The following is a 26,449-nucleotide window of genomic DNA, read 5'->3' on the forward strand; positions in this document are numbered from 1 at the left end:
CATTACCATAAAGGTCGTGTTAAAATGAGGAGCATGTCCTCGAATGTGGAAGACATACTCCTATGGGATGAGATGACAGATGCTGTCTTGATGATTTAACGTGTTGTGATGCATCTATTCATCTCTATATGATTACAATCCTTTTTTAGCCATGTATAAGCAAAGGTCGATGACACGGTTGGAGTAACCCCACTCGTTGTCATACCAAGATACAACTTTAACCAAGTTATCACCAGCAACCATCGTGGATAATCCATCGATAGTAGAAGAAGCTGGGTCACCATTGTAATCGCTAGATACTAATGGCTCATCAGAGAAGTTCATGATTCCTTTTAAAGGTCCGTTTGCAGCTTCTTTAAGCGCACCGTTCACTTCGTCTACTGTTGCATTTTTCTCTAGTTCAACTACAAGATCCGTAACGGATACGTTAGGAGTCGGCACGCGCATTGCGAAACCATTCAATTTACCTTTTAGCTCAGGTAAAACAAGAGAAACTGCTTTTGCTGCTCCTGTTGTTGTAGGAATAATATTTTCAGCAGCTGCACGAGCACGTCTTGCATCTTTATGTGGAAGATCCAATGTACGTTGGTCATTCGTGTAAGAGTGAACAGTCGTCATTAAACCTTTTACAATGCCGAAGTTATCGTTTAATACTTTAGCAAATGGAGCAAGACAGTTTGTTGTGCAAGATGCGTTGGAAACAACATGATGATTAGCAGCATCGTATTGATCTTCGTTAACACCCATTACAATCGTAATATCTTCGTCTTTAGCTGGAGCAGAGATAACCACTTTCTTTACTGTTCCACCTAAATGTGCTTCCGCTTGTTCTTTTTGCGTGAAAATACCAGTAGATTCTACTACCATTTCTACACCGTAATCGCTCCATGCTAAGTTAGCTGGATCGCGCTCAGCGAAGACTTTGATAGAAGTACCATTAACGATGATTTCGCCTTCTTTCACTTCTACTGTTGCGTCTAATTTTCCGTGAGTCGTATCATACTTCAATAAGTGTGCTAACATTTTTACGTCTGTCAAATCATTAACAGCAACGATTTCCATTTCAGGATTGTTTAATGCTGCACGAAATACATTACGACCTATACGACCAAAACCATTAATTCCTACTTTAACCACAGTGATTCCTCCTAAGTGATCTCATTTATTTATTTCAAGATGATATAAAATCATCGAGAATACGATATATTGAATTGCTTTACATTACTTTACATTGTTTTGCGTTACTACAATTCTCTTGCATTGTAGTCATTGTTGAAACATACTTTATAGGAAAAGTTAGTGTAAATTACACTGTTTGACGATTTCCATTGCTGCTCCCTCGTCTGTGATTAACACATCGGAATAACCAGCTCGAAGGACAGCGGTTATTGCTTCGCCTTTACTACTACCGCCTGCTACACCAATCGTTAATTTGGAATTGACATCTTCCAACTTTAAGCCAACGGTGGTAACGGCATGCACCACATTTCCTTCTTTGTCGAAATAATAGCCAAACGCTTCGGCTAGTGCCCCTTTTTCAGCAATCTGATTTAGATCCCCTTCATGGACTTTTCGCCGTTTTGCCATCGTTATAGCTTCACCAATACCGTGAAATATCATTCTTGCATTTCGAATAACTTGTACCAAATCACTAATGTTTGGATCTTGCATCAACGTTTGGTAAGCTTCTTCTCCTAAATGATCGGGTACATGTAATAGTCGATAAGCTGCTCCAGTACGTTTCGCCATCGTAGATGCAATCGAATTTGCTTGTAGCTCTACATCTTCCACTAATCCACCCCTAGCAGGTACGAACAAGCAGCCTTTCAGCTGTGTAGATACGGACAATCGACTGGACACCTCTGCCATCGTCGAACCTCCAGCAACAGCAATAACATCTAGATTTGCAGCGTACTTCTTCAGTATATTAGCCCCAGCTCTCCCTAGTTGCTGCATCGTATTCATAGAAGTGTCACTATCTCCAGAAACTACAATGACTTCTTTCATTCCAAAGGCCTGCTTAATTTTTCTTTCGATTTTCGTCAAGCCAATTAATTCTTTCATTGTAGGTTCAAGATCATGCACTAATAATTTACCTGCTTCTGTAATACTCATACCTGCGCTAGTTACACTTAAAAGATCCTGCTCTTTCAGAAAGTCCACTTCAGAACGTAAACTTCTTTCTGTCATGTTCAATGAGGTAGCCAAATTTCTACGACCAATGGTTCCTGTTATCATGACTTGTTCCAAAATAGCATATCTTTTTTTCAGTGTTTCCGTTAGATCGGGAATAAGCTGTTTATGTAACTGAATAATTTTCTCCATTTGCTCCACTCCAGATTGACTAACTGCGTTGTTGGACGTTTTTTGTCCCGTAATACTTTTTTTGTCCCACTGCCTACTTCTATTGTATTGCTTTATCTTTATAATTTCAAGTCCTATTTATCATTTACTATTACTTGATTTTTCATGAATGATCACTTATAATTACATTTGCCTTATGCGCCTGTGGTCCAATGGATATGACGTAGGCCTCCGGAGCCTGAGATCGAGGTTCGATCCCTCGCGGGCGCGCCACATTTTTGAAATCAAATATGCAGTGTTATGCTTTTTTTTAAAAATAATTTGACCTTTATTGACCTTTGGGTCTCTTTTATGTATGATATAGTTACATAATGTTTACAATGAATTTTAAAAGGAGGTTTTTTTCAATATGAGTTTAGTCCCTATGGTAGTTGAACAAACAAATCGTGGTGAGCGAGCTTATGACATATATTCACGCCTACTAAAAGATCGCATCATTTTCCTTGGAAGTGCTATTGATGATGTTGTAGCCAATACCATTATCGCACAATTATTATTCTTGGAAGCAGACGATCCAGAAAAAGATATTTCTATATATATTAATTCTCCTGGTGGTTCTATTACTGCTGGTATGGCTATTTACGATACGATGCAGTTCATTAAACCTAATGTATCTACCATATGCGTCGGTCTTGCTGCTTCTATGGGTGCATTTTTATTAACAGCTGGTGAAAAAGGAAAGCGCTATTGCCTACCAAATAGTGAAGTGATGATTCACCAACCTCTTGGGGGAGCACAAGGGCAAGCTTCTGACATTGAAATTCGTGCAAAGCGAATTCTCAAAATGAGAGACAAGCTGAATCAAATTTTAGCTGACCGTACTGGTCAAGCTTTGGAACGAATCGAACAAGATACAGATCGTGATTATTTCATGAGTGCAGAAGAATCATTATCTTATGGTATTATTGACAAAGTCATAGAGAAAGTCTAAAAGCTGTACAACATGATATCGTTCGTCCATACTTTCAAAGCTTTGAAATGACATAGATTCCGAAATACGAAAAAAATACGTAAAAGCAAACAAAAACAGTGACTGTTTATGAAGATAACAGTCACTGTTTTTTGTGTATGTTGTTATTATTCAATGTCTTCTTTCCCTACAATTTCCAATAAAGCGCTTACCGCTTGTTCCTCGTCAGCCCCATTTGCACTGATTGTAATGGAAGTGCCAGAACTAATGGCTAAACTCATGACTCCCATAATACTTTTAGCATTAATTTTTTTATCATCTTTTTCGATGAAAACATCAGATGAAAATTTATTTGCTTCTTGTACGAATAATGCCGCTGGTCTAGCATGAAGACCGGCATGCAATTTCACGGTTACTTGTTGTTCCGTCAACTTTTTCCCCTCCTTGTACAAAATATAAGTAGTTGTAATACGAATGCTTAAGTAGAAAGTTTCATTTATATCATAAAAATACAAAAACTTTGTTTTATTGATTACATCATACAAACCATGAAAATACAACATAAAACATAAAAAATATATAAATATGTTATGCTTTTTTCAACTTTTCCGCTATCTCGTCAATTTTTCTTAAGCGATGATTTACACCTGATTTACTTACTTTACTGTTCAGTAACTGTCCTAGTTCTGTTAAGTTAATATCAGGATGAATCAACCTCACTTCAGCTACTTCTTTCAATTTCTCAGATAAGTAATCTAATCCCACTGTATTTTGTATGAATTTAATATTTTCAATCTGCCGCATAGCAGCACTAATGGTCTTATTTAAATTAGCTGTTTCACAATTTACAAGACGATTAACAGAATTACGCATATCTCTCATAATTCGAATGTCTTCAAATTTAAGCAACGCTTGATGAGCACCAATGATGTTGAGTAATTCAATGATTTTTTCACCCTCTTTTAAATAAACCACATACCCTTTTTTCCTCTCTATACATCTACCATTTAAAGAAAAAGTGTTCATGAGTTCATTCAGAGAATGACAATGTTCTTCATACATAGAGGAGATTTCTAAGTGATACGATGTTCCTTCTGGATTGTTTACAGAACCTCCAGCTAAAAAAGCGCCTCGTAAATAGGAACGTTTGCAACAGTTGTTGTGTATAATTTTCTCGTTGATCGTGGGAGTAAATTGAAACCCCTCTGACACGATAAACAACTCACTCAATATGTGTTGTACTTGATTCGGCAAACGTACAATATACACATTATTTTTTTTCAATCGCATTTTTTTTCTTACTAAAAGTTCAACGTGAATGTTAAAAACTTTTTTTAATAATGTATAAATTCGTCGAGCAATGGCCGCATTTTCTGTCGACACATCCAATATCACTTTTTGATGAGAAAGTTGTATGGTCCCATTCATTCGTATCAGTGCAGCAAGTTCAGCTTTAGCACAACATAGCGAATGCGTGTCAATCATCGTTAGCTCTTTTTTTGTCATTGCTGCAAAAGACATGATATCATTCCTTTCTCACCATTTGTTAAAGTAACAATTGCGCGATATGCTCACTTAATTTTTCGGCATCATGGCGTAAATACGTTTGTACATTAATAAGCCTATCAGATATCACTTTATATGTGGTAGAGCGAACAGCATCTTCGTCCACTTGAACGACGCTACTACCTTTTGCCTCATATTGATGAAGGATATCGCTAGAAACATTCCCCTCATTTACAATGACATAGTCAAATAATGAGCTTCCGATATGTTCATGTACCGCATTCACATGATGACTTACCGTATAATTGTCCGTTTCACCAGGTTGCGTCATCACATTACACACAAATATTTTTTTGGCCTTGCTGTTTTTCACTGCTGATGCTATTTTGGGAACCATTAAATTGGGTAGTATACTCGTATACAAGCTTCCTGGCCCTATGACAATACCATCCGCTTCATGAAGTACGTCTAGCGCTTCTTGCAACGGCTCTAAATCAGCAGGCTCAATGAATACTCTTTTTATCTTTTTTCCCGCTTTTGGTATGTTGGATTCCCCTTCGACAATGGTACCGTCCACCATTTCTGCTTTGAGTACCATCGCTTGGTTTGCTGCAGGAAGTACTCTTCCTTTCACCGCAAATACTCTACTTAACTGTTTTATTCCCGTGACAAAATCACCGGTTATGTCATTCATAGCCGCCAGGATTAAATTACCTAAACTATGCCCAGATAGTCCATTACCATTTTTAAAACGATATTGTAATAGTTGTGACATCATCGGTTCTACATCTGCTAGTGCACTAATGACATTGCGAATATCACCAGGCGGAGGGATTTTCATCTCTGATCTTAATCTACCTGAACTTCCACCATCATCTGCCACAGTTACGATGGCAGATATATCAAAGTTATGCTGCTTTAAACCACGAAGCATAACGGACAGTCCAGTGCCACCACCTATTACGACAATGTTGCGTTGTTCCCCCGTTTGCGTCATCCGTTCACCTCTAAACCTTTTATCCATTTAACACATCATATGATTTATTCCCGCCCATGGTCACGGTGACTAACTCGGACAATTTCACTTTCATCATTACCTAGCATTTTACCTAAGTATTCTGCAATGGTAACCGATCTATGTTTACCACCCGTACAGCCAATACCTAACACAATCTGACTTTTTCCTTCTTTTATAAACTGCGGAATCAAAAATTGAAGCATATCTAATAATTTTGTCAAAAAGGCTGTAGTCTCTGGCCATTTCATGACATAATTGTACACATCATCATCTTGCCCAGTCAGCGGTCTCAATTCGTCTATATAATGCGGATTCGGTAAAAATCTAACATCAAAAATCATATCTGCATCAAGTGGGATCCCGTATTTAAAACCGAAAGACATGACGTTGACAGAGATGCTATTCATTTTCAAAGTTGAAAATCTAGCCGTTATTTTCTCTTTTAGTTGCTTTGGTTTTAATCTACTGGTGTCAATCACTTGGGTTGCAGCACCTTTTAGTTCTTCTAGTATTTTTCTTTCTAACTTTATACCATCTAACGGAAGCCCTTCAGAAGCTAATGGATGGGTTCTACGACTTTCTTTGTAGCGCTGTATGAGCACGGAATCTGTCGCATCTAAAAATATAATCTCATATTTTAGAGAATAATTTTTCCTTAGATTTTCTAACGCTTCTGTTAAGTTAGTAAAAAATTCTCTACCACGCAAGTCGATGACTAACGCCACTTTTGCAATGTTCCCATGTGATTGCTCTACTAAATCTGCAAACTTCGGTATTAAAGCTGGAGGAAGATTATCCACACAAAAAAAACCTAAATCTTCAAGGCTTTGTACAGCTATCGTTTTCCCTGCCCCGGACATGCCTGTAATAATCAGCATTCTTGTAATCTGTTTCTCCAATTTAAAACCACTCCTTTAAATTTAGCACTATACACTAGATGCGTTGTCCATGATCACTGCGTTATAAGTGGACTCCCATGAAACGGTGTCAATCTTTTTTTCTTTGTCTATTTACCATGAATGAGCAGACCTGCCGCACCAATAATACCAGCATTATTTCCTAGCTGAGCAGGCACGATATCTACATTTTCTTGTAATTGAGGCAATGCACATGCCGCAAATTCTTCTTTTAATGCATCAAATAAAATGTCTCCAGCAGCAGAAACTCCTCCACCGATGACAAATAACTGTGGATTTAAAACAGTAGCCACGATAGCCATGGATTTGGCTAAGTAAGAAGCAGCGCGATGTACGATACGCACAGCTACTTCATCATTCGTTTTAGCTGCATCGAAAACATCTTTCGCTGTGATGTCTCCTTCGATACGGGAAAGTGTGGTTCTACTCCCTCTTTCCAATGCATCGTTAGCCATATTAATAATGCCTGTAGCCGATGATACTGTCTCTAAACAACCGTATTTACCGCAACCACAAGTAATCGCTTCCACTTCTGGTACAATTGTGATATGCCCTAGTTCACCAGCCATACCGTTTCCTTCGTAGATTTTCCCATCAATAATAATGCCGCCACCAACACCCGTTCCGAGTGTAAAACACACGACATTTTTAAATTGTCTTCCAGCCCCTGCCCATACTTCACCAAGTGCAGCTACATTGGCATCATTATTGATAACTACTTTTTTATTTAACTTTTGCTCTAATTTTTCACGCATCGCATACTGAGTAAGTCCTAAATTTGGTGCCAACTTAACGATACCGTTTTCCATATCTAAAAAACCTGCAACACCAGTTCCTACGCCAGCTACTTGTTCCCAGTCAAATGGTGACTGTTCTACAATATGATGAACATAAGTATAGATGTTGTCGATTATTTTATCAGGACCTTGATTCGCTTCCGTAGGGCCTTCATATTTATGAAGCAATTTTCCATCTTCATTACATAGTCCTACTTTAATTGTTGTACCACCTAAATCTACTCCGATGTATATATTATCAGACACGTATAGAACACCTCTCTAAAAAAAAATCTAAAACGTGGAATATATATTCCACGTTTCATGTTCGTCATTATGGTCCTTATGTTGCATTATAGCGCTTGACTCCAGTCATGTACAGGTTGCCCTTCTAGATACTTTTCACAATCTAGTGCAGCCATACAACCGGAACCAGCAGCAGTTATTGCCTGTCTGTAGTGCTTATCTTGTACATCACCACAAGCAAACACACCTTCAATATTCGTTTTTGTCGTTCCAGGTATAACGTCAATATACCCTATTTCATCCGTGTTCACTTTCCCTTGTAAAAATGCTGTATTCGGGTTATGGCCAATGGCGATAAAGATGCCGTCGGTTTCCAGTATTTCCTCTTGATCCGTTTCATTATTTTTCACTTTCAGACCAGATACAGCATGCTCGCCCGCCATGACTTCTAACGGTGTCGCGTCAAGCTTCCACTTAATTTTAGGATTTTCTTTAGCACGATCCTGCATAATCTTAGATGCACGCAGTGTATCTCTGCGATGAACAATCGTGACTTCTGAAGCAAATTTGGTTAAGAAATTTGCTTCTTCCATTGCAGAATCACCGCCACCAACAACGACAATCTTTTTACCACGGAAGAAAAACCCATCGCACGTTGCACAAGTGCTAACGCCTCTTCCGATGTTTTCTTTCTCGCCAGGAATACCTAACAATTTCGCAGATGCTCCAGTTGATATAATGACAGAATTGGCTTCGATTTCACCAATGCCTTCTACTGTCATTTTAAAAGGTTTTTGATCAAAGTTAATCTCATTCACCCAACCAGTTTTAAATTCTGCTCCGAATCGAGTCGCCTGTTTTCTCATGTTATCCATTAATTCAGGCCCCATAATTCCGTCAGGAAAGCCAGGAAAATTTTCGACATCAGTTGTTGTCGTTAATTGTCCTCCAGGTTCTGGGCCCTCTATAACTAATGGTTTTAAATTTGCTCTTGCTAAATATATAGCAGCGGTTAAACCTGCTGGTCCTGTTCCAATCACAACTGTATTATACATGAAATTTTCCTCCTATCTTATTCCTTATTTATTTTATTTGATATGTCTGGGAGTATGGCCGAAACTTTCTCCCACAACCCGCAAACTTCATCCATCTTTTTCACTTGTTTTCTAATCGTTGCTTGGGAAACGCCATAGCGATCAGATAGTTCTTGGAAACTAATAGAAACACTATGCAGAAATGCAATAATATATTCTAGTGCTGCTGCCCAACCTTCCAGCTTTTGAATGCGAGGAATATCGGGATAAGCGCGGCTGAGGAATTCTACCCACAGCACTTGTACATCGTGTTGCTGTAATATATCATACCTTCCGTCCATATTCTCTACTGCAATATCGATAATCTGCTGCCATTTTTCATTCCAAGAAGGCAATACGGATCGTTCCGGCGTTACAGATAGCGTTTCATCTATATTACTAACGAAGGGTTCCTTTTCCCCCAACGATTTTAAGACAAAGATAGCTAATCTCTTATAATAATCTTTCTGATCAGGATCTAATAAAAACTCCCGTAACGTCTCTTTGGACTGATCATCCTTTAGCAACTTCATCGTTTGTATTGCTCTCACTTTGTTGCTGTCGTCACCGTTAAAGAGTCCCCATTGCAATGAAGTCATAAATACGATGTCCTGTGTATATTTTATAACATGTTTCTTCTTACCATGATCACTTAATTCCTTTATCTTTTCTTCAAAAGGAAGCACGTAATGATAGTTAAATGTGCGATCTTCGCTTACTAACGCATCGAAATGATCTATAAAATATGCAGCGACGTTATACTCGTGATCCAGATTCAACATCTTCATCCATATCGTTTTGGCGACATCAAATCTTTTACTATTAAATGAAGCAATAGCGAAGTAGTGTAAGTAATTACGATCTGCTTTTGCTTCCTCCGATTTCATCAATCGCTTAAAATGATGATATGCTCGTTCATGTTCACCTAGAATACCGAGTGTCAAAGCGAGCTTATATACATGTTCCTGATGATATGGATATACTTTCTTTAATTGCTCCAGCAATAACGCTAATTCTTCTGTCGCATGTGTCTGCTTATATACAATGGCTAAATTGCACAGTCCGTGTAAATTCCCAGCGTCTTCATGCAAAACATATTGAATAGAGCTCATGCATTTATCTACATTACCTACATATAAATAAGCGAGTGCCAAGTTGTTGCGCGCAGATAGAAAATCAGGGTAATCTTGAATCAGTGCTTCTAACTCTTGAATAGAATCAACAAAATCCCCTTCTTCTAGTAGCTTTCTTGCATGATCATGCTTCAAGAATACTTCGCGCGCTTTGACCGCTTTAATTTCCATTGGTCGATTGAGTTCATAGCTTAGAAACTCAATCATTTCTTCTGTTTCTTCGAGATATATTCCCTTGGGATCTTCTTCTAAATATTGAAGAAGTGCCTTCTCCGCTAATTCGAATTGATCCATGTTAGCGTAGTTATTCGCCATATAAAAGTAACATTCTGTCATGGAAGAATCGATATCTGTGATAATTTTGGTTAGCACATTGTTCGATTCATCATAATTTCCAAGCTCAGAGTAGATTCCTGCTATATTGCAATAATTGACTGGATTGAGGGGTTCGTATTCCACTGCTCGTTGCAAATATTTTAGCGCCTTATCGTAGCGATATTGGTCCAGACACTTCATCGCTTTTTCGAAAAAGAAATTGGCGTCCATAGTTAATCGGAGCACTTTTTCATTTCTATTCGTGGACGTTAACTGACTCTTTTCCAATGAATAAGGCACCTCCTCTATCGTAAATTATTCACAGTATATCATAGTTGCACTTTAGTTGCTATCGATGGCGGCTTACACTCCACCGGATTTGAACAACGTACTGATGGAGCCACCTTCTTTGATGATGCGAATGGCATCTGCAAGTAAATTTGCAACAGAGATGATGGTCAGACGTTCAGGACATGTATCCGGTAACTTGATGGAGTCACACACAACAAGTTCTTTTATATTAGGGTGATCTAGTTTTGTTAAAGCTTCTCCAGAAAAAACAGCATGCGTAGCGCAAACATACGCATCGTTAGCTCCTCGTTCTTTCAATCCTTCAACAACGTTAACAATCGTAGACCCCGTATCAATCATATCTTCTATAATAATTGGTGTTTGTCCTTCTACATCACCAATAACGTGCGTAATGACAGATTCGTTATGCTTTGGTCTCTTTTTGATCATGATGGCAAAAGGCGAATCTAAGTAGTTAGCTAACTTCTCAGCTGTAGAAGCGCGCCCTGCATCAGGTGAAACTACGATCGGATTTTTAATATTTTGTGCTTTCAAATGGTTCGTAATCAGATCTAATGCCGTTAAGTGATCAACAGGAATGTTGAAAAAGCCTTGAATAGCAGAAGCGTGTAAGTCAATCGTAATAACTCGATTTGCACCTGCTGTTGTAATTAAGTCTGCTACTAACTTAGCAGAGATTGGCTCACGAGGAGCTGATTTTCTTTCCTGTCTAGAATATCCATAATAAGGCAATACGACGTTGATGGTTCTTGCAGATGCACGTTTTGCTGCATCAACCATCACGAGTAATTCCACTAAATTCTCATTTACAGGGTGGGAAATGGATTGGACGATAAATACATCACAATTACGTATCGTCTCCTCATAATGAACATAGATTTCACCACTTTTAAAACGAGATATGTTCACTTTGCCTAATGGTTGATCTAGTTCATTACAAATTTTATCAACCAACTCAGTATTGGATGTACCTGAGAATATTTTTATATTGTCACTGCAGCCCATAAGATCCTCCTAAAAATTAATCATAACGTTACAAGCAAGTATAGTTTACTTGCCCTTTACATTCATTATACAACTTATTGTTCACAATTAAAATCAGACAGGATTCTTTTTCGCGCTTGGAATGTTGCAATTTGTTGAAAACCAGCCGTTTTTAATAATTTTTGAGCATCTTTTAACGCATATGCTAGTTGATTCGGTTTATGAGCATCTGAACTGAGTGTAATGGGAATACCTAATTGACTTGCATACCGTAGAATACGCTCCGATGGAAACATTTCTTTTGCAGGCATTCTTAGACCAGAAGTGTTGCATTCTAACGCAATGTCATGCTTTTTTACGACATGTAAGGTCTGGTTCTCCAATTCTTTTGTATCCATTTCCGGTTTATAGCCGAAACGTTTAATGACATCAAAATGCCCGATGATATCGTACATCTCTGTAGCAGCAGCTTGTTGCAATAGCTTATAGTACGTTTCGTATATGCTATCTATATTTTTCCCGTTCCATTCATGTGTTTGTCTGTAATCTGTAATATCCCATTCCCCTATAAAATGGACGGAACCGATAACATAATCCCACGGATACTGCTGTATGATAGCGCTAATCTGCTCTTCATATCCTTCGATATAATCTGCTTCTAACCCTACTTTAATATCGATTTGTTTTGCATACTTTTCTTTTAATTGTAGACATTCTTCTACATAATAAGGCAAATCTTCGAAAGACATCGCCATTTCTGGATAATAGTTTGCTGGGTCCACATGCAAAAGAGGCATATGATCAGAAAGCCCAATCTGCTCTAATCCAATCTCTATGCCTTTTTGAATATATTGTTCTAATGTCCCTTCGGCATGACCACATCGTTCATGATGCGTATGATAATCAACGAACATGTTATGTCCACCATCCTTCACACTTACTGTTTGGTATGTCTGCTATGCAGTTCCTCTAATACATCATAAAAAGGTAGTTCTTGCTCTCTTAATAAAACTAGCAAATGGAATAATAAATCACTTGTTTCGTAAGTAAGTTCTTCCTTGTCTCTATTTTTAGCAGCAATAATGACTTCGGCCGCTTCTTCGCCTACTTTTTTCAATATTTTATCTAATCCCTGTTCAAACAAGTATGTCGTATACGCGCCCTCAGGTCTTTCCACTTCTCTTTGCTTTATCGTTTGCTCTAAATCATGCAGTATGTTTAGAACCGTATTGGTATTGGTTTCCTTCTCTGTGACTGTGGATGTCGCATCTTGTAACATAGGAGTATAAAAGCACGTCGTTTCCCCCGTATGACATGCAGGACCTTTCGGTTTCACACGCACAAGCAGAGCATCTCCGTCACAATCATAATGTATAGAAGTGACCGTTTGTTTATTGCCTGATGTTTCTCCTTTGTTCCATAACTTCTGTTTGGAACGACTCCAAAACCACGTTTCTTTCTTTTCTAACGTTAATGCTAATGATTGTTTGTTCATATAGGCTAACATCAACACTGCATTGGTCTGATCATCCTGCACAATAGCAGGCACTAACCCCTGTTCATCAAAAACAATAGATTCGACTAACGATGTAAATGACTCTACTTTATGATCACTCATCTTACTTCCACCCCATTCTGCTGTAAAAATTGCTTTACTTCTTCGACGGTAAACTGTTTATAGTGAAAAACAGAAGCCGCCAGTGCCGCATCTGCTAGCCCTTCTTGAAACACATCATAAAAATGTGATATTTCACCTGCGCCACCGGATGCTATGACAGGAATTGACACAGCATTGGAAACACGGCTCGTTAACGGGATATCAAAGCCGTCCTTCGTCCCGTCCGCATCCATACTCGTCAATAATATTTCTCCTGCTCCTAACTCTTTGACCTGGTTTGCCCAATCCAAAACTTTTAGCCCGCTCGCTTTACTGCCTCCATGTGTGTACACTTCCCAGTCCTTCCATTGTTCGTTGTACCTTGCATCTATGGCCACGACAATACATTGCGATCCAAATACTTTTGCTCCAGACTCGATGATCTCAGGATGATGCACAGCTGCTGTATTGACCCCTACTTTGTCCGCTCCTGCTCTTAGTAGATTGTGCATATCATCCACGGTGGAAACCCCGCCGCCAACGGTTAAAGGAATAGATAATTTACCCGCTGTTTGTTCAACAATGTCCACCATCGTTTTTCTACCTTCATTGGATGCAGAAATATCTAAAAAAACAAGTTCATCTGCTCCCTGCTCATCATAAAATGAAGCGAGTTCAACGGGATCACCTGCATCTTTTAACTGAACAAAGTTGACTCCTTTGACAACGCGACCATCTTTTACATCTAGACATGGGATAATTCTCTTTGTTAGCATGGTTGCCATCCTCCTTCTCCTCTATTGCTAGTTATACGTTTCATGCATGGTCATCATGGTCAAAACTATGCAAAACGATTCGTTGCTTCGCTAAGTTTAATATCTCCCGTATACAACGCTTTTCCAATAATAGCACCCGATACACCATCACCTTGATGTTGCGCTAACTCCGTTAAATCAGATTGTTGACTCACACCGCCAGAAGCAATCACATCACAGCCGGACGCTTTCGCCAACTGACTAATGGCTGCTACATTAGGCCCTTGCATCATGCCATCTCTAGATATGTCGGTAAACACAATGGTTTTTGCTCCGTACCCTGCTAGCGTTATGGCTAACTGCTCTGCTTCCATTTCCGACGTTTCTAACCACCCGCTCGTAGCGACTTTCCCATCTCTTGCATCTATTCCAATGACAATACGATTGCCATAAGTAGATAATGCTTCCTTCACGAACTGCTCATCATGAACGGCAGATGTGCCAAGGATGACTCTCGCAACCCCGCCATCAAGCATATATTGAATAGAGGACATCGTTCTTAATCCTCCGCCTACTTGTACCGGTATGTTTATCGCTTTTGCGATTTCAATGACCAAATCAGCTTGAACAGAACTTCCCTCTTTTGCTCCATCTAAATCAACGACATGCAACCACGTTGCCCCTTCACTTTCCCATTGTTTTGCTACGACAATAGGATCATCATGAAACACGGTTTCCTGTTTATAATCTCCTTGTTTTAAACGTACACATTTCCCGCCTCGCAAATCAATAGCAGGATAAATGATAAATGAAGACATTTGCAACCTCCTGTATTTAAACTCCCATAATTAGAGTCCCGTATTAAAAGCTATCTTGATATGAAGTCTTATCATTTCTTCATCTTATCTAAGAAACAATGACTTTTTCCGTAAGTGCTAGAAAATGACGCAATAGATCTTTTCCTGTCGTACCACTTTTCTCTGGATGAAACTGCATGCCGAACACATTCCCCTTATTGACCATTGCCGTGATAGGTCCGTGATAGTTAACCGTAGCAAGAACATCTTCCTCTTTCTCTACTTCAACATGATATGAGTGAGCGAAGTAAACATGTCCTTCTTCTAAAGATTGCACCCATTCGTTTTGTTTAAATTGTAGTTTATTCCACCCCATGTGCGGAATCTTAGGTTTATCTTGCATACGAGTCACTCTACCAGGAATGATATTTAGTCCTTGCTGCATACCGTATTCTTCACTCTCTGTACATAACAATTGCATACCGAGACATATACCAAGCATAGGCTTGTTCGATTGAACATATTGGTAAATCACTTCATCCATCCCTGTTTCATGCAAAAACTTCATCACATCTTGATACGCGCCAACCCCCGGTAATATTAATGCATCGGCGTTGAGCAGTTGCTGATGATCATCCGTGATGATGACATCGTATCCTAGTGCTTGCACCGCTTTATGCACACTATGAACATTTCCAATGCGGTAATCTACAATGGCTATCATTAGAGGACTCCTTTCGTAGAAGGAATTCCCTTTACCCTGTCGTCATAATAAGTAGCCTCGTCCAAAGCACGACCTAATGCTTTAAAAACAGCTTCTATCATGTGATGCGTATTGTGACCGTAGTGCACAATGACATGCAACGTAATTCTGGCTTCAAGAGCCAGTTTCCATAAAAATTCATGTACCAACTCTACGGAGAAAGTACCTACTGTTCCACTTGGGAAATCACAACGATATTCCAAATGTGGTCGATTACTTACATCAATCACCACTTGTGCTAGTGCCTCATCCATCGGGACGAACACGCTACTATATCGTTTAATGCCTTGTTTTGTGCCTAAAGATTCATATATGGCTTGACCTAAACAAATCCCAATATCCTCTACTGTATGATGATCATCAATTTCTATATCCCCATCTGCTTTCACTTGAAGATCAAATTGTCCATGTTTGGTGAATAGATCTAACATATGATTTAAAAATGGAACTTCTGTTTTGATGTCACTTCTACCACTTCCATCGATGTTAAATGATAACTCGATATCCGTTTCATTGGTCTTACGCTTGATTTCACTGTATCGATCTGTGTTGGAGTTTGTCATCTTTTTTCACCTTCTTTTTGCAATCTGACTTCAATCGCTCTAGCGTGGCCTTCTAAACCTTCGCCTCTAGCCAAGCTCGTAATATAAGGAGCGCTATCAAACAGTGCTTGTTTACTATATTGAATAACGCTGGATTTCTTCACAAAGTCATCTACACTTAATGGAGAAGAAAATCTAGCAGTGCCGTTCGTAGGTAAAATATGATTCGGGCCTGCAAAGTAGTCTCCTACAGGCTCCGAGCTATACGGGCCGATGAAAATAGCACCAGCATGCTGTACTTTCCCAAGCCATTGCATCGGCTCATCCATCATCAATTCCAAATGCTCTGGTGCAATTCTGTTGACGATATCTACCCCTTCCTGCATGGATTCTACGATAATAATCTGCCCGTTATGTTCCAATGATGTTTGAGCAATCTGTTTTCTTGGCAATGTCTCTAGCTGCTCATACACTTGTTGATGTACTTTCTCTGCTAAAGTCTTACTATCCGTAATGAAAATAGCCGTCGCTAATTCATCGTGTTCTGCCTGAGATAATAAATCAGCCGCAATGAAGCTTGGATCGGCAGTTTCATCTGCAATCACGGTAATATCGGTAGGTCCCGCTATGCTATCAATATCCACTGTCCCATACACTTGTTGTTTAGCTAATGCTACAAAAATGTTACCTGGACCGCAGATTTTATCCACAGGCGCAATCGTCTCCGTCCCATATGCAAGTGCAGCAATGGCCTGCGCGCCCCCCACACTATAAATTTCTTTAATTCCCAATTCATTGGCTGCCACAAGGATGTTAGGGTGAATACGCTGCGCTGCACCTGATCCAGGAGGGGTAACCATGACAATTTCTTCTACTCCAGCAACTAATGCCGGAATGACATTCATTAAAACAGAAGAAGGATATGCCGCGGTTCCTCCAGGTACGTAAACGCCTACTCTTTGCAGTGGTGAGATCATTTGACCTAACACACTACCGTCCATATGCGGTTCCATCCAGCTTGTTCTTTTTTGCTTTTCATGAAAAGCACGAATATTTTCTGCGGCTAAACGCAACGCTGCCATGAAAGTATCATCTGTTTTTGCATAGGCCATATGCAGCTCATCTTCTGTAACATCAAGTCTGTCTAGTGCAATACCATCAAACTTTTGCGTTAATTCAAACAGTGCTTTGTCTTTATCCTTGATGACTTTTTCTATAATTTGATTTACCATTAAAAGTTCTTTTTCCGTGCTTTGTTGTGCTATTTGTTTATTTTTATATTGATTGCCTGTAATGATCTTCATCGTTACCCTCCTCTATCACCGCACTTAATGCATCGCAAATACCTTGTACTTGTTCTTGCTTAATGCGGTAACTGACTCTATTAGCAATCAAGCGACTAGTAATATCGAAAATCTTATCGATCTCCACTAAACCGTTCTCGCGAATCGTTGCCCCTGTTTCCACCATATCCACGATACGATCGGACAACCCAATTAAGGGAGCTAATTCTATAGAACCATTCAATTTAATAATTTCTACTTGTTCCCCTTGTTCGCGAAAATATTTTGCAGCCACTTTAGGGTATTTTGTCGCCACTTTGGCATTCAGTTCTCCTGAATTATCTTGCATTCCAATCACCGACATGCGACATTTCGCGATGTTTAAATCCAGTAATTCAAATACATCCCGCTGCTCTTCCATTAACACATCTTTTCCCACGATACCAATATCTGCAGCTCCGTACTCCACATACTTCGGTACATCTACTGGTTTGGACATAATAATTTCCATCGATGCATCTGGAACAGGTATAATTAATTTTCTCGATGTATCTAACATTTCTGGTACAGGAATGTTTGCCTTTGAAAAGAGTTCAATGGCTTGCTTATAAATTCTTCCTTTCGGCATTGCTATTCTTAAAATGGGTTCCATTAGATCAGCTCTCCTGTTCCAAAAACAAAATGACGTCTTCATAACATTTATTCCTGTACTTGTACGTTCCCTCTTCTTGTAACCATTGTTCTTTTGTATCGACTTGATGAGCACTTTCCCCGTTTCTTATTTGCCCCGTCTCTACAATATGATGGCTTTCTTGTCTTAGCTGTACCGCCAATTGCAATGCTTGATTACGATGAACGTGGTCGTATAGGATCAACGTTCGTTTTTGATCATCTTCTTTTTCACGCTGTATGACTTCTAGTATACGATTCGTTTTTAAGGCAAAACCCGTTGCAGGAGCCTGTCTAGCAAAATGAGAAAGCAAGTTATCGTATCTTCCACCACTACATACCGGAAAGCCTAAGCCACTAGCATAACTTTCAAATGTCATGCCCGTATAGTAAGAAAAATCACCGATCATCGTTAAATCAATCATGACGTAATCTGCTACACCATAATCTTCAAGCACATTCCACACATCGCACAGATGCGACAATGCTTCCTTCGTTGGTGCATACTGCACGTATTTCATCGCTTCATTGCATATTTCCTTACCGCCACGCAAACGTAAAATGGCTTCCAGTGCTTTTTTATTCTCTAAGGGGATTTGAAAGTCACGTACAGCTGACTTATACCCTACATAATTTCTATTTAATAAATGTTGCTCTAAAATCGAAATTTGATCTGTATCTTCATCTAGCGCTTCATGAAACAAACCACGCAAGTAACCGACATGACCTAATGAAACTTTAAATTCGTCTATACCCGCTGCTTTTAATGAAGCAATGGACAAAGCAATAATTTCGGCATCGGCTTCTGCGGAGTCATCTCCAATATATTCAGCACCAGTTTGATAAAATTCAGATTCTTTACCTGCTTCATCGTCCATCGCTCTAAATACATTAGCATGATAAGATAAACGAATCGGATAAGGCTGTTTTTTTAGCAAGGAGGAAACGACTCTAGCAATAGGTGTCGTCATCTCCGATCGTAATACCATCGTCGTACCGTTGCGATCTAATAATTTAAATAGTTTAGAATCTGATGTTGAGCTAGCAACACCTACCGTATCGTAATACTCCAGTGTAGGGGTCATAATGGACTGATACCCCCATTGCTCTATACATTGCAATACGCGATATTCTATTTTTCTAAGCTGAGTCACTGTTTCGGGCAAGTAGTCTTTAAAGCCTACCGGTTTCTCAAATACTTCTGGTTTATTCATTTTATTCAACCCCTAAATCATTCAGCGTTACCATTCAACATGAACGCATCCACTAATCATATGGATCCATATCATCTTCTATTTTGAAACATAAAATCATTCATTTGAAATCATTCGTCCCATTCTTCCTTTGTAGCGAATGTTTTTAAATGGGTGTTACATGATGTAAATAATATATAAAAAAACGAGTGGTTTACCATTTTAACAATCCATTCGCTTTAGTACGATAATATGCTAACAAATTAAAGCTATTAAATTAATCCATATTTTATCATGGGTATTTCATTATAGTCAATCTTTATTTTCTGGTTCCACGGTCTTTATCCTCTGCGCTGGATTGCCAGCTACAAACGTATACGGGGGTACGTCTTTATTTACAACGGAACCAGCTCCGACCACGGCGTGATCTCCGATCGTAACACCTGGAAGAATCGTCGTATTTGCACCAATCATGACATGAGAGCCAATGTTGACTTCGCCCAATCTATATTCTTTTACTAAATATTCATGTGCAAGTATCGTCGTGTTATATCCGATGATAGAATTGCGTCCTACTGAAATTTTTTCTGGAAAAAATACATCTACCATGACCATTAATGCAAAGGCAGTATGATCTCCCACTTTCATCTTCAACACTTTGCGATATATCCAGTTTTTAAATTTCAAGGAAGGACTGTATCTAGCTACTTGAATAAAAATAAAATTCCGTACTGATTTCCACTTGTTCACTGTCTTGTAGATTTGCCATAAAGCATTGGGTCCCTCTACTGGATACCTCTTAGTGTTTCTCATCTTGCATTCTCCTTCTCCATTACCTCCAGCAACTGTTCCATGTGATCGATAACGTAGTCAGGCTCATATTGTTTCAATAACGTTGTACCTTTAAGCGACCAGCCGACCGCCACAGAAATGACTCCCGCTGCTTTTGCCGATTGTATATCAAAAGGACTATCGCCAACCATGATGACTTCACTTGGGTGTAAATTTAATGCTGCTAGTGCTTTTTGAACCGGTTCAGGATGCGGCTTTGGATGTGTCACATCATCAATTGTTACGATAGATTCGAAATAGCCGTCTAATTTACACCATGTCAAACTTCTTTCCGTGGTCATTCTTATTTTTGACGTGACTACCGCTAATCTTATAGATTGCTCCTGCAATGCAGTAATAACTTCTTTCACTTTCGGAAATGCTGTCACGAAATGATCATGTTGCTCACCATTAAACGTGCGATACTGTTTAATTAAATCATCGACTGCTTCTTCTTTTTTTCTATCTGAAAAAAATTGCATTTGCTCTGATAAAGGCTTTCCCATCTGCTCAATAATGTACTCTCTTGGCATATTTTTCGCTTTAAATACATGTTGAAAACTTTGGATAATCAATTCATTTGTATCAATAATAGTGCCATCAAGATCAAAGCATACTGCTTTTATCATTCCTGTGTTCTCTCCTTTATACAAATGATGCTCAAACAAGCATTCTTTTATCATAAAAAGACTGCTGCTGAGCATCCTTTGGGTGTCATTTTAATTTATTTACACTTTTTTTGTTTTATTTTTGTTACTTTTGAAGTGTAATTGGATCACCATATTTTTCTTTGGCGAATCCACCCCATCTTCTAATCACAATAAACAAGACAGCAACAAGTATAATGATTAAACTAATCAGTTGCGCCATTCTAATATTTTCTCCTACATCCATCGAACCAGCCTCACCAAACACCCACGTCATTGGCGTCCAAAGTGTATTCATAAAAGATGCCAACCATTCCGGTCCTTGGAAAGATAAACTGTCTGTACGTAATCCTTCAATGAAAAAGCGACCTGCTGAATACCATATAAAGTAGGAAGCAAATACTTCGCCAACTCGAACAAAGGAGCGACGTCTCAGTATAATCAATAGAATGAGTCCTACAACATTCCACAGCGATTCATATAAGAAGGTAGGATGATAATATATCCCATTAATTTGCATCTGCTCAACAATAAACGTTGGAAGATGTAATGTGTTTTCTAAGAAATCAAGTGATACTGGACCGCCATGTGCTTCCTGATTCACGAAGTTACCCCATCTACCGATAATTTGTCCTATTAGTAACGATGGAGCACAAATATCTGCAATTTTCCAAAAAGAATAACCTTTTATTCTAGTATAAATGACAGCAGCAATAATGGCTCCAATTAAGGCTCCATGTATGGCAATACCACCATTCCATATTTGAATGATCGACAATGGATCATCTCTGTAATGTTCCCATTCAAAAGCGACATAATATAACCTTGCAACAACGATGGCAGAAGGCGCTCCGATAAGTAATAAATCCATGAAGAAGTCAGAAGGAATGTTAAACCTTTTTCCTTCTCTCACTGCTAGGAACAACCCTACTAGTGCTGCTGCGCCAAGTATAAGTCCGTACCAAGTCGCGCTTATAGGTCCAATTTTAAATAGAACAGGATCTATGTAATAATACAAAACATTTCAACTCCTTTAATCTGCTTTACTTTTATATAGATATCATGGAATGCTGTTGAACATGTAAAACAACGTTTATTATTGTAATTAGAACTTAGCATGAGTACTGCACTATTCTATATCATCCATATCTTCACCTATCGTTTCAGTTAAGCGATTGGTGAACTGTAAAGCAGCATTGTATCCCATTCTTTTCAATCTAAAGTTCATCGCTGCCACTTCAATGATAACCGCAAGGTTTCTACCGGGTCTTACAGGTATTGTCATGAGTGGAATTTCCGTATCGATAATTTTGATGGTTTCCTCATCAAGACCTAAACGATCATACTGCTTGTCCTGTCCCCATGTTTCCAGCCTCATCACTAAAGTAATTTGTTTAAAATTACGGACAGCACCTGCTCCGAATAGTGTCATTACATTGATGATGCCTACACCGCGAATTTCGAGAAGGTGTTTGATTAAATCAGGGGCATTACCATAAAGTTTATTATCTGCTGTTTGGCGAATTTCCACAGCATCATCTGCAATCAGTCGGTGTCCTCTTTTTACGAGTTCCAGTGCAGACTCACTTTTACCGATACCACTACCACCTGTAATCAATACTCCTACACCATATACATCAACAAGTACGCCGTGTACTGTAGTGGTGGGAGCTAATTTATTTTCTAAAAAGTTAGTGATTCGACTTGCCAGCGTCGTCGTAGATACGGAACTACCCAACACTGGAATATTCCGCTCAGAAGCTACTTTTTTCAACTCTTCAGGAATTTCTAATCCTCTTGTAATACAAATGCATGGCGTTTCTTCTGCACATAATTTATTCATTCTATCTAGTCGTTCGGTCTCTGTCAGCTGCTCAAAAAAAGTCATTTCTGTCTTACCTAAAATCTGAATTCTTTCCTCTGGATAATAGGCAAAATAACCTGCCATTTCAAGACCTGGACGATAAAGATCTGCTACTTTTATGTTGCGCTGTAGTCCTTGATTACCTACAATGACATGAAGCTTAAATTGTTCTACAAGTTCTGCTACTTTTACACTGACAGCCATCTTTCGGTCTCCTTTATTCTTGTTACTTGCATATTGTTCATATCATAATGCTTTTGATTTTTCTTCCATTTTATTCAACATATACATGTAATAAAAATTCATCATAAAATGTCTATAATCATATGGAGCCATTATAACATTTCCGTTTCATAAATACATCTTATAATCAAAAATAAAGGACCAATCTTGGAGTCAAGACTGATCCTGGAATACATATTTTAAGATTGTGGCTTATTAGTTTTAAAAAGCTTGTTGCTTATTTACGATGCTGCTTTAAACGTTGTTTAAAGCTTGTAGTTAATTCTCAAATATATTTAGCTCGGATTCTTTATCAAAGAAATGGCATTTGTTCATATCAAATGCGAGCTTAATTTTCTTACCTTCCTTGGCTCCTATACGACCATCTACTCTAGCTATAATCGTATCTCCACCAATTCCAGTTAAGTATAAGTTCATCTCATGACCTAAATTCTCTGCTACTTCAACCGTTGCTTCTACAGCACTGTTTGGTGAAGCTTCTAAGAAAACAGGCTCTGAATGAATGTCTTCTGGCCTTACACCGAATACAACTTCTTTACCTGCATATCCTTTATCACGCAGAACCTTCGCTCTTCCTTGTGGAATAGTAATTTCAAGAGAGTTATTATCTTTCAAATGAAGCTCACCGTTACTTTCAACGAGGGATCCACTGATAAAGTTCATGGATGGTGATCCAATGAAACCAGCTACAAACATATTTTTAGGTTTGTTGTACACGATTTCCGGAGATGCAGCTTGTTGGATAATACCGTCATTCATAATAACAATACGATCACCCATCGTCATTGCTTCCGTTTGGTCATGCGTAACATAAACAACAGTAGTTTCAAGACGCTTTTGTAGTTTACTTATTTCTGCACGCATTTGTACACGTAATTTTGCATCTAGGTTGGATAAAGGTTCATCCATTAAGAATACTTGAGGTTCCCTTACAATTGCTCTTCCTAAAGCAACACGTTGACGCTGTCCACCAGAAAGTGCCTTTGGTTTACGTTCCAACAAATGTTCAATATCTAATATTTTAGCAGACGCTTTTACTCGCTTGTCTATTTCTTCTTTTTTAAACTTACGAAGCTTTAGCCCAAATGCCATGTTTTGATACACGTTCATATGTGGGTACAATGCATAAGATTGAAATACCATAGCAATATCTCTATCTTTTGGTGCAACTGAGTTTACTAGTCTATCACCAATATATAGTTCTCCATCTGTAATCTCTTCAAGGCCAGCAATCATTCTTAACGTTGTAGATTTACCGCAACCAGAAGGTCCTACAAGAACAAGAAATTCTTTATCTTTAATATCAAGGTTTAAACTTTTAACCGTTGCTTCTTTTGCATTATCGTATTTTTTTACAATGTTTTTCAAACTTAAACCAGCCATATATTTCTCCTCCACTATACACTTTTATTTATTAAAATTTTGCACTAACATTTGTACAACATAACTTGTATTAAACTTGTATAACACTATAGTATTATCTTAACGAAAATAAAGCGTTTTCACTATACATAAAATGCACAAAAATAAAGATCAGTTTTTAGCTAATTTGTGCATAAGCATCATTAATTTAATAAAAACAGAATCATTGAATTGTCTAGGATCTAATTCCGTTTCATTTTTAAACTTCTCCAATCGATACAGTAACGTATTACGGTGAATAAACAACGCATTTGCTGTTTCACCTACATGACAGTTGCATTCGAAAAACTTTTCCATCGTATAAAATAAATCGCTGTCTACATGATTTAGTTGATGCAAATGATCACTAAACAAAAAATCACTTTCGTTCATGTGCCAAACTATTTCTTCTAATGCAAGTTCCCATGAAAAGAAAATAGATTTTTTTTTATAAAAAGAGACTCCTACTTCCATTGTTTTTTGTAGTTGATTCAACGTTTTTAGGATTTCTTCTTCCTTGTAAATGGCCTCTCCGACTGTAAGCATACAATCCTCCATCCAATCCATCGTGATCATTTCGTGTAGAGCAAAACAAAGTGAAGTTAATGACTCTATTTCTTTTTCTTCTACATGATGTAGTGTTGTTTTAGGAGCTAAAATAAGTGATTTTCCTCGTTTCAACGGAATCACAATAACATCTACTTCAAAAAAAGAAGTTAATATTTTTTTAAGCTCAGTGTATGTAGCAGCGAAATCATTCTCTTCAGTCATCGTAAGTAAAAATGGAATAAAACCCATTTCCATATGATAATCTTTCATGCCTAGTCCTTGCAGTAATTGTTTAGGTATGGATTCATTTAGTTTGCCAAGTTCCACCTGTTGATGAAGCCAAGCTCCTAGTTCCAGCAAAACTTCTTCTGTATCTGCAACTGAATGCGCATTTGTATAAACAGATATAGCTAAATCAATTAAATCGGCTTCTTTTGATGTGATTACATCGTTAGGTATTCTAATAAGCAGTACGTTATGTTCCTGTTTCTCCAAACAAAAGTATGTATGGTCATTATCGTAACGATATTTTCTTATATGATGATTATCTGCTAGAGCTAACGACAACCAATATCCATGTTCCACCGTTATCTCTTCCACAGCATCATGCATAATCTCATTTATATATTTTTTCAGATCAAGCTGCTTCAAATCACTCAACTCCCGCCTGTTTCATCATCTATTTTACATTTGTTCATATATAAATAAAAGCTATCCAATCACAACATGTACGCTGTGAATGGATAGCTTAACATTTTATATCACATATATCAAATGAGCCATGGAGGACTCGAACCTCCGACACCCTGATTAAAAGTCAGGTGCTCTACCAACTGAGCTAATGGCTCAAATATAAGAAGTGGTGGAGGATGATGGATTCGAACCACCGAACCCGTAAGGGAACAGATTTACAGTCTGCTGCGTTTGGCCACTTCGCTAATCCTCCAAAATGGTGGTTCGGGACGGAATCGAACCGCCGACACGAGGATTTTCAGTCCTCTGCTCTACCGACTGAGCTACCGAACCTAGAAAATAAAAAAAGCTTCATTCGAAGCCCTTAGGCAATAACATAAAATTGTAATGGCGGAGCTGACGGGATTTGAACCCGCGATCGCCCGCGTGACAGGCGGGAATGTTAGACCACTACACCACAGCTCCGTATTAAATTAATTGGTTGCGAAGGCAGGATTTGAACCTACGACCTTCGGGTTATGAGCCCGACGAGCTACCAGACTGCTCCACCTCGCGTTATGAGTTCATGGTGGACGCTGACGGGATCGAACCGCCGACCCTCTGCTTGTAAGGCAGATGCTCTCCCAGCTGAGCTAAGCGTCCAAGTGCTGTGCACTTAATTATTATAACATGTTTTCAAGGGCTTGTCAATACTTTTTTTAAAAAGTTTTTAATATAGCGGCGGAGGGGATCGAACCCCCGACCTCACGGGTATGAACCGTACGCTCTAGCCAGCTGAGCTACACCGCCATGTGTAAGTCTGGCGGAGAGAGAGGGATTCGAACCCTCGCGGCTGTTACACCCTAACGCTTTAGCAAAGCGCCCCCTTCGGCCTCTTGGGTATCTCTCCACAGCTAAGTATTACACCCTCAAAACTGAAAGTGAAAGAAGAAGTGTTTCGTTGTTTCTTCGTAGCGTTGCTTTAAGGTAAACCTTTTAGCCCGGATCAGTGAAACTGCGTTTCACTTTTTTCCTCTTGCTTACGAAGTGGTTTTAAACTTTGTTTAAAACCTGTAGATAAAGACCTAG

The 26,449-nt window shown here is 38.7% G+C and carries 26 protein-coding genes and 9 tRNA genes; 2 read left to right on the plus strand and 33 right to left on the minus strand.

Going from position 1 to position 26,449, the window contains the following annotated elements; all coding sequences use genetic code 11:
* Nucleotides 1-132: 132 nt before the first annotated feature.
* Both gap and D1Z92_RS13000 read right to left on the minus strand, forming a co-directional pair.
* Nucleotides 133-1,137: a type I glyceraldehyde-3-phosphate dehydrogenase gene (gap, locus tag D1Z92_RS12995; protein WP_128896111.1), complete on the minus strand. Its 1,005-nt coding sequence runs from the start codon at nucleotides 1,135-1,137 to the stop codon at nucleotides 133-135.
* Between the two features lie 159 nt (nucleotides 1,138-1,296).
* Complete coding sequence (locus D1Z92_RS13000; RefSeq protein WP_128896112.1) at nucleotides 1,297-2,325, minus strand: sugar-binding transcriptional regulator; 1,029 nt, start codon at nucleotides 2,323-2,325, stop codon at nucleotides 1,297-1,299.
* 177 nt (nucleotides 2,326-2,502) lie between these two features.
* Between D1Z92_RS13000 and D1Z92_RS13005 the strand changes: the two genes are divergently transcribed.
* A tRNA-Arg gene (locus D1Z92_RS13005) sits at nucleotides 2,503-2,577 on the plus strand.
* Nucleotides 2,578-2,713: 136 nt separating this feature from the next.
* Nucleotides 2,714-3,295, plus strand: a complete 582-nt coding sequence (clpP, locus tag D1Z92_RS13010) for an ATP-dependent Clp endopeptidase proteolytic subunit ClpP (RefSeq protein WP_128896113.1) — start codon at nucleotides 2,714-2,716, stop codon at nucleotides 3,293-3,295.
* Between the two features lie 146 nt (nucleotides 3,296-3,441).
* Here clpP and D1Z92_RS13015 read toward each other — a convergent pair whose 3' ends face one another.
* The 31 genes from D1Z92_RS13015 to D1Z92_RS13165 form a co-directional block, all read right to left on the minus strand.
* The gene (locus D1Z92_RS13015; protein ID WP_128896114.1) at nucleotides 3,442-3,705 is read right to left on the minus strand and encodes an HPr family phosphocarrier protein; all 264 of its coding nucleotides are present in this window, start codon (nucleotides 3,703-3,705) and stop codon (nucleotides 3,442-3,444) included.
* Between the two features lie 157 nt (nucleotides 3,706-3,862).
* Nucleotides 3,863-4,795 carry a DNA-binding protein WhiA gene (gene whiA, locus D1Z92_RS13020; RefSeq protein WP_128896115.1) on the minus strand — a complete coding sequence of 311 codons (933 nt, stop codon included), beginning with the start codon at nucleotides 4,793-4,795 and terminating at the stop codon, nucleotides 3,863-3,865.
* A 25-nt stretch (nucleotides 4,796-4,820) separates the two neighbouring features.
* Nucleotides 4,821-5,777 carry a gluconeogenesis morphogenetic factor MgfK gene (gene mgfK / locus D1Z92_RS13025; protein WP_128896137.1) on the minus strand — a complete coding sequence of 319 codons (957 nt, stop codon included), beginning with the start codon at nucleotides 5,775-5,777 and terminating at the stop codon, nucleotides 4,821-4,823.
* Between the two features lie 44 nt (nucleotides 5,778-5,821).
* The gene (gene rapZ / locus D1Z92_RS13030; protein ID WP_128896138.1) at nucleotides 5,822-6,676 is read right to left on the minus strand and encodes an RNase adapter RapZ; all 855 of its coding nucleotides are present in this window, start codon (nucleotides 6,674-6,676) and stop codon (nucleotides 5,822-5,824) included.
* Nucleotides 6,677-6,804: 128 nt separating this feature from the next.
* Complete coding sequence (locus D1Z92_RS13035) at nucleotides 6,805-7,758, minus strand: ROK family glucokinase (protein ID WP_128896116.1); 954 nt, start codon at nucleotides 7,756-7,758, stop codon at nucleotides 6,805-6,807.
* A gap of 86 nt (nucleotides 7,759-7,844) precedes the next feature.
* Complete coding sequence (gene trxB / locus D1Z92_RS13040) at nucleotides 7,845-8,792, minus strand: thioredoxin-disulfide reductase (RefSeq protein WP_128896117.1); 948 nt, start codon at nucleotides 8,790-8,792, stop codon at nucleotides 7,845-7,847.
* Nucleotides 8,793-8,809: 17 nt separating this feature from the next.
* Complete coding sequence (locus D1Z92_RS13045) at nucleotides 8,810-10,546, minus strand: DDE transposase family protein (protein ID WP_128896118.1); 1,737 nt, start codon at nucleotides 10,544-10,546, stop codon at nucleotides 8,810-8,812.
* 75 nt (nucleotides 10,547-10,621) lie between these two features.
* Nucleotides 10,622-11,575, minus strand: a complete 954-nt coding sequence (locus D1Z92_RS13050) for a ribose-phosphate diphosphokinase (protein ID WP_128896119.1) — start codon at nucleotides 11,573-11,575, stop codon at nucleotides 10,622-10,624.
* Between the two features lie 74 nt (nucleotides 11,576-11,649).
* Nucleotides 11,650-12,468 (minus strand): histidinol-phosphatase HisJ, encoded by an 819-nt coding sequence (gene hisJ / locus D1Z92_RS13055; protein ID WP_128896120.1) that lies wholly within the window; start codon nucleotides 12,466-12,468, stop codon nucleotides 11,650-11,652.
* Between the two features lie 23 nt (nucleotides 12,469-12,491).
* Nucleotides 12,492-13,172, minus strand: a complete 681-nt coding sequence (gene hisIE / locus D1Z92_RS13060) for a bifunctional phosphoribosyl-AMP cyclohydrolase/phosphoribosyl-ATP diphosphatase HisIE (RefSeq protein ID WP_128896121.1) — start codon at nucleotides 13,170-13,172, stop codon at nucleotides 12,492-12,494.
* On the minus strand, nucleotides 13,169-13,927 hold the full coding sequence (gene hisF, locus D1Z92_RS13065) for an imidazole glycerol phosphate synthase subunit HisF (protein WP_128896122.1): 759 nt from the start codon (nucleotides 13,925-13,927) through the stop codon (nucleotides 13,169-13,171). Before hisF ends, hisIE begins: the two co-directional genes overlap by 4 nt.
* 65 nt (nucleotides 13,928-13,992) lie before the next feature.
* Nucleotides 13,993-14,724: a 1-(5-phosphoribosyl)-5-[(5-phosphoribosylamino)methylideneamino]imidazole-4-carboxamide isomerase gene (gene hisA / locus D1Z92_RS13070; RefSeq protein WP_206099759.1), complete on the minus strand. Its 732-nt coding sequence runs from the start codon at nucleotides 14,722-14,724 to the stop codon at nucleotides 13,993-13,995.
* An 88-nt stretch (nucleotides 14,725-14,812) separates the two neighbouring features.
* A complete protein-coding gene (hisH, locus tag D1Z92_RS13075; protein WP_128896124.1) occupies nucleotides 14,813-15,427 on the minus strand; it encodes an imidazole glycerol phosphate synthase subunit HisH in 615 nt (204 codons plus the stop codon).
* Complete coding sequence (gene hisB / locus D1Z92_RS13080) at nucleotides 15,427-16,029, minus strand: imidazoleglycerol-phosphate dehydratase HisB (RefSeq protein ID WP_128896125.1); 603 nt, start codon at nucleotides 16,027-16,029, stop codon at nucleotides 15,427-15,429. The genes hisH and hisB overlap by 1 nt, the downstream gene beginning before the upstream one ends.
* A complete protein-coding gene (hisD, locus tag D1Z92_RS13085) occupies nucleotides 16,026-17,312 on the minus strand; it encodes a histidinol dehydrogenase (protein ID WP_128896126.1) in 1,287 nt (428 codons plus the stop codon). Before hisD ends, hisB begins: the two co-directional genes overlap by 4 nt.
* Entirely contained in the window at nucleotides 17,284-17,943 is a 660-nt protein-coding gene (gene hisG / locus D1Z92_RS13090) for an ATP phosphoribosyltransferase (RefSeq protein WP_128896127.1), read from the minus strand. The genes hisD and hisG overlap by 29 nt, the downstream gene beginning before the upstream one ends.
* A 4-nt stretch (nucleotides 17,944-17,947) precedes the next feature.
* Nucleotides 17,948-19,174, minus strand: coding sequence for an ATP phosphoribosyltransferase regulatory subunit (locus D1Z92_RS13095; protein WP_128896128.1), 1,227 nt, complete (start codon nucleotides 19,172-19,174; stop codon nucleotides 17,948-17,950).
* 291 nt (nucleotides 19,175-19,465) lie between these two features.
* Complete coding sequence (locus tag D1Z92_RS13100) at nucleotides 19,466-19,966, minus strand: acyltransferase (protein ID WP_128896129.1); 501 nt, start codon at nucleotides 19,964-19,966, stop codon at nucleotides 19,466-19,468.
* Entirely contained in the window at nucleotides 19,963-20,613 is a 651-nt protein-coding gene (gene ppaX, locus D1Z92_RS13105) for a pyrophosphatase PpaX (protein ID WP_128896130.1), read from the minus strand. The genes D1Z92_RS13100 and ppaX overlap by 4 nt, the downstream gene beginning before the upstream one ends.
* 124 nt (nucleotides 20,614-20,737) lie before the next feature.
* Entirely contained in the window at nucleotides 20,738-21,649 is a 912-nt protein-coding gene (gene lgt, locus D1Z92_RS13110) for a prolipoprotein diacylglyceryl transferase (RefSeq protein WP_128896131.1), read from the minus strand.
* 111 nt (nucleotides 21,650-21,760) lie between these two features.
* Nucleotides 21,761-22,699: an HPr(Ser) kinase/phosphatase gene (gene hprK, locus D1Z92_RS13115; protein ID WP_128896132.1), complete on the minus strand. Its 939-nt coding sequence runs from the start codon at nucleotides 22,697-22,699 to the stop codon at nucleotides 21,761-21,763.
* Nucleotides 22,700-22,996: 297 nt separating this feature from the next.
* Entirely contained in the window at nucleotides 22,997-24,121 is a 1,125-nt protein-coding gene (locus D1Z92_RS13120) for an ABC transporter ATP-binding protein (RefSeq protein ID WP_128896133.1), read from the minus strand.
* Between the two features lie 150 nt (nucleotides 24,122-24,271).
* Complete coding sequence (locus D1Z92_RS13125) at nucleotides 24,272-25,339, minus strand: PucR family transcriptional regulator (RefSeq protein ID WP_128896134.1); 1,068 nt, start codon at nucleotides 25,337-25,339, stop codon at nucleotides 24,272-24,274.
* Between the two features lie 124 nt (nucleotides 25,340-25,463).
* Nucleotides 25,464-25,536, minus strand: a tRNA-Lys gene (locus D1Z92_RS13130).
* Nucleotides 25,537-25,548: 12 nt separating this feature from the next.
* Nucleotides 25,549-25,634: transfer RNA gene (locus D1Z92_RS13135), tRNA-Tyr, on the minus strand.
* A gap of 4 nt (nucleotides 25,635-25,638) precedes the next feature.
* Nucleotides 25,639-25,714: transfer RNA gene (locus D1Z92_RS13140), tRNA-Phe, on the minus strand.
* Nucleotides 25,715-25,769: 55 nt separating this feature from the next.
* Nucleotides 25,770-25,846 (minus strand) — tRNA-Asp (locus D1Z92_RS13145).
* Between the two features lie 13 nt (nucleotides 25,847-25,859).
* A tRNA-Met gene (locus D1Z92_RS13150) sits at nucleotides 25,860-25,936 on the minus strand.
* Between the two features lie 11 nt (nucleotides 25,937-25,947).
* Nucleotides 25,948-26,023: transfer RNA gene (locus D1Z92_RS13155), tRNA-Val, on the minus strand.
* 73 nt (nucleotides 26,024-26,096) lie between these two features.
* A tRNA-Met gene (locus D1Z92_RS13160) sits at nucleotides 26,097-26,170 on the minus strand.
* Between the two features lie 11 nt (nucleotides 26,171-26,181).
* Nucleotides 26,182-26,270: transfer RNA gene (locus D1Z92_RS13165), tRNA-Ser, on the minus strand.
* Between the last annotated feature and the right edge of the window lie 179 nt (nucleotides 26,271-26,449).

The sequence above is a fragment of the Longirhabdus pacifica genome (assembly GCF_004115085.1).
In the GTDB taxonomy this organism is placed as follows: Bacteria; Bacillota; Bacilli; order Paenibacillales; family DSM-105158; genus Longirhabdus; species Longirhabdus pacifica.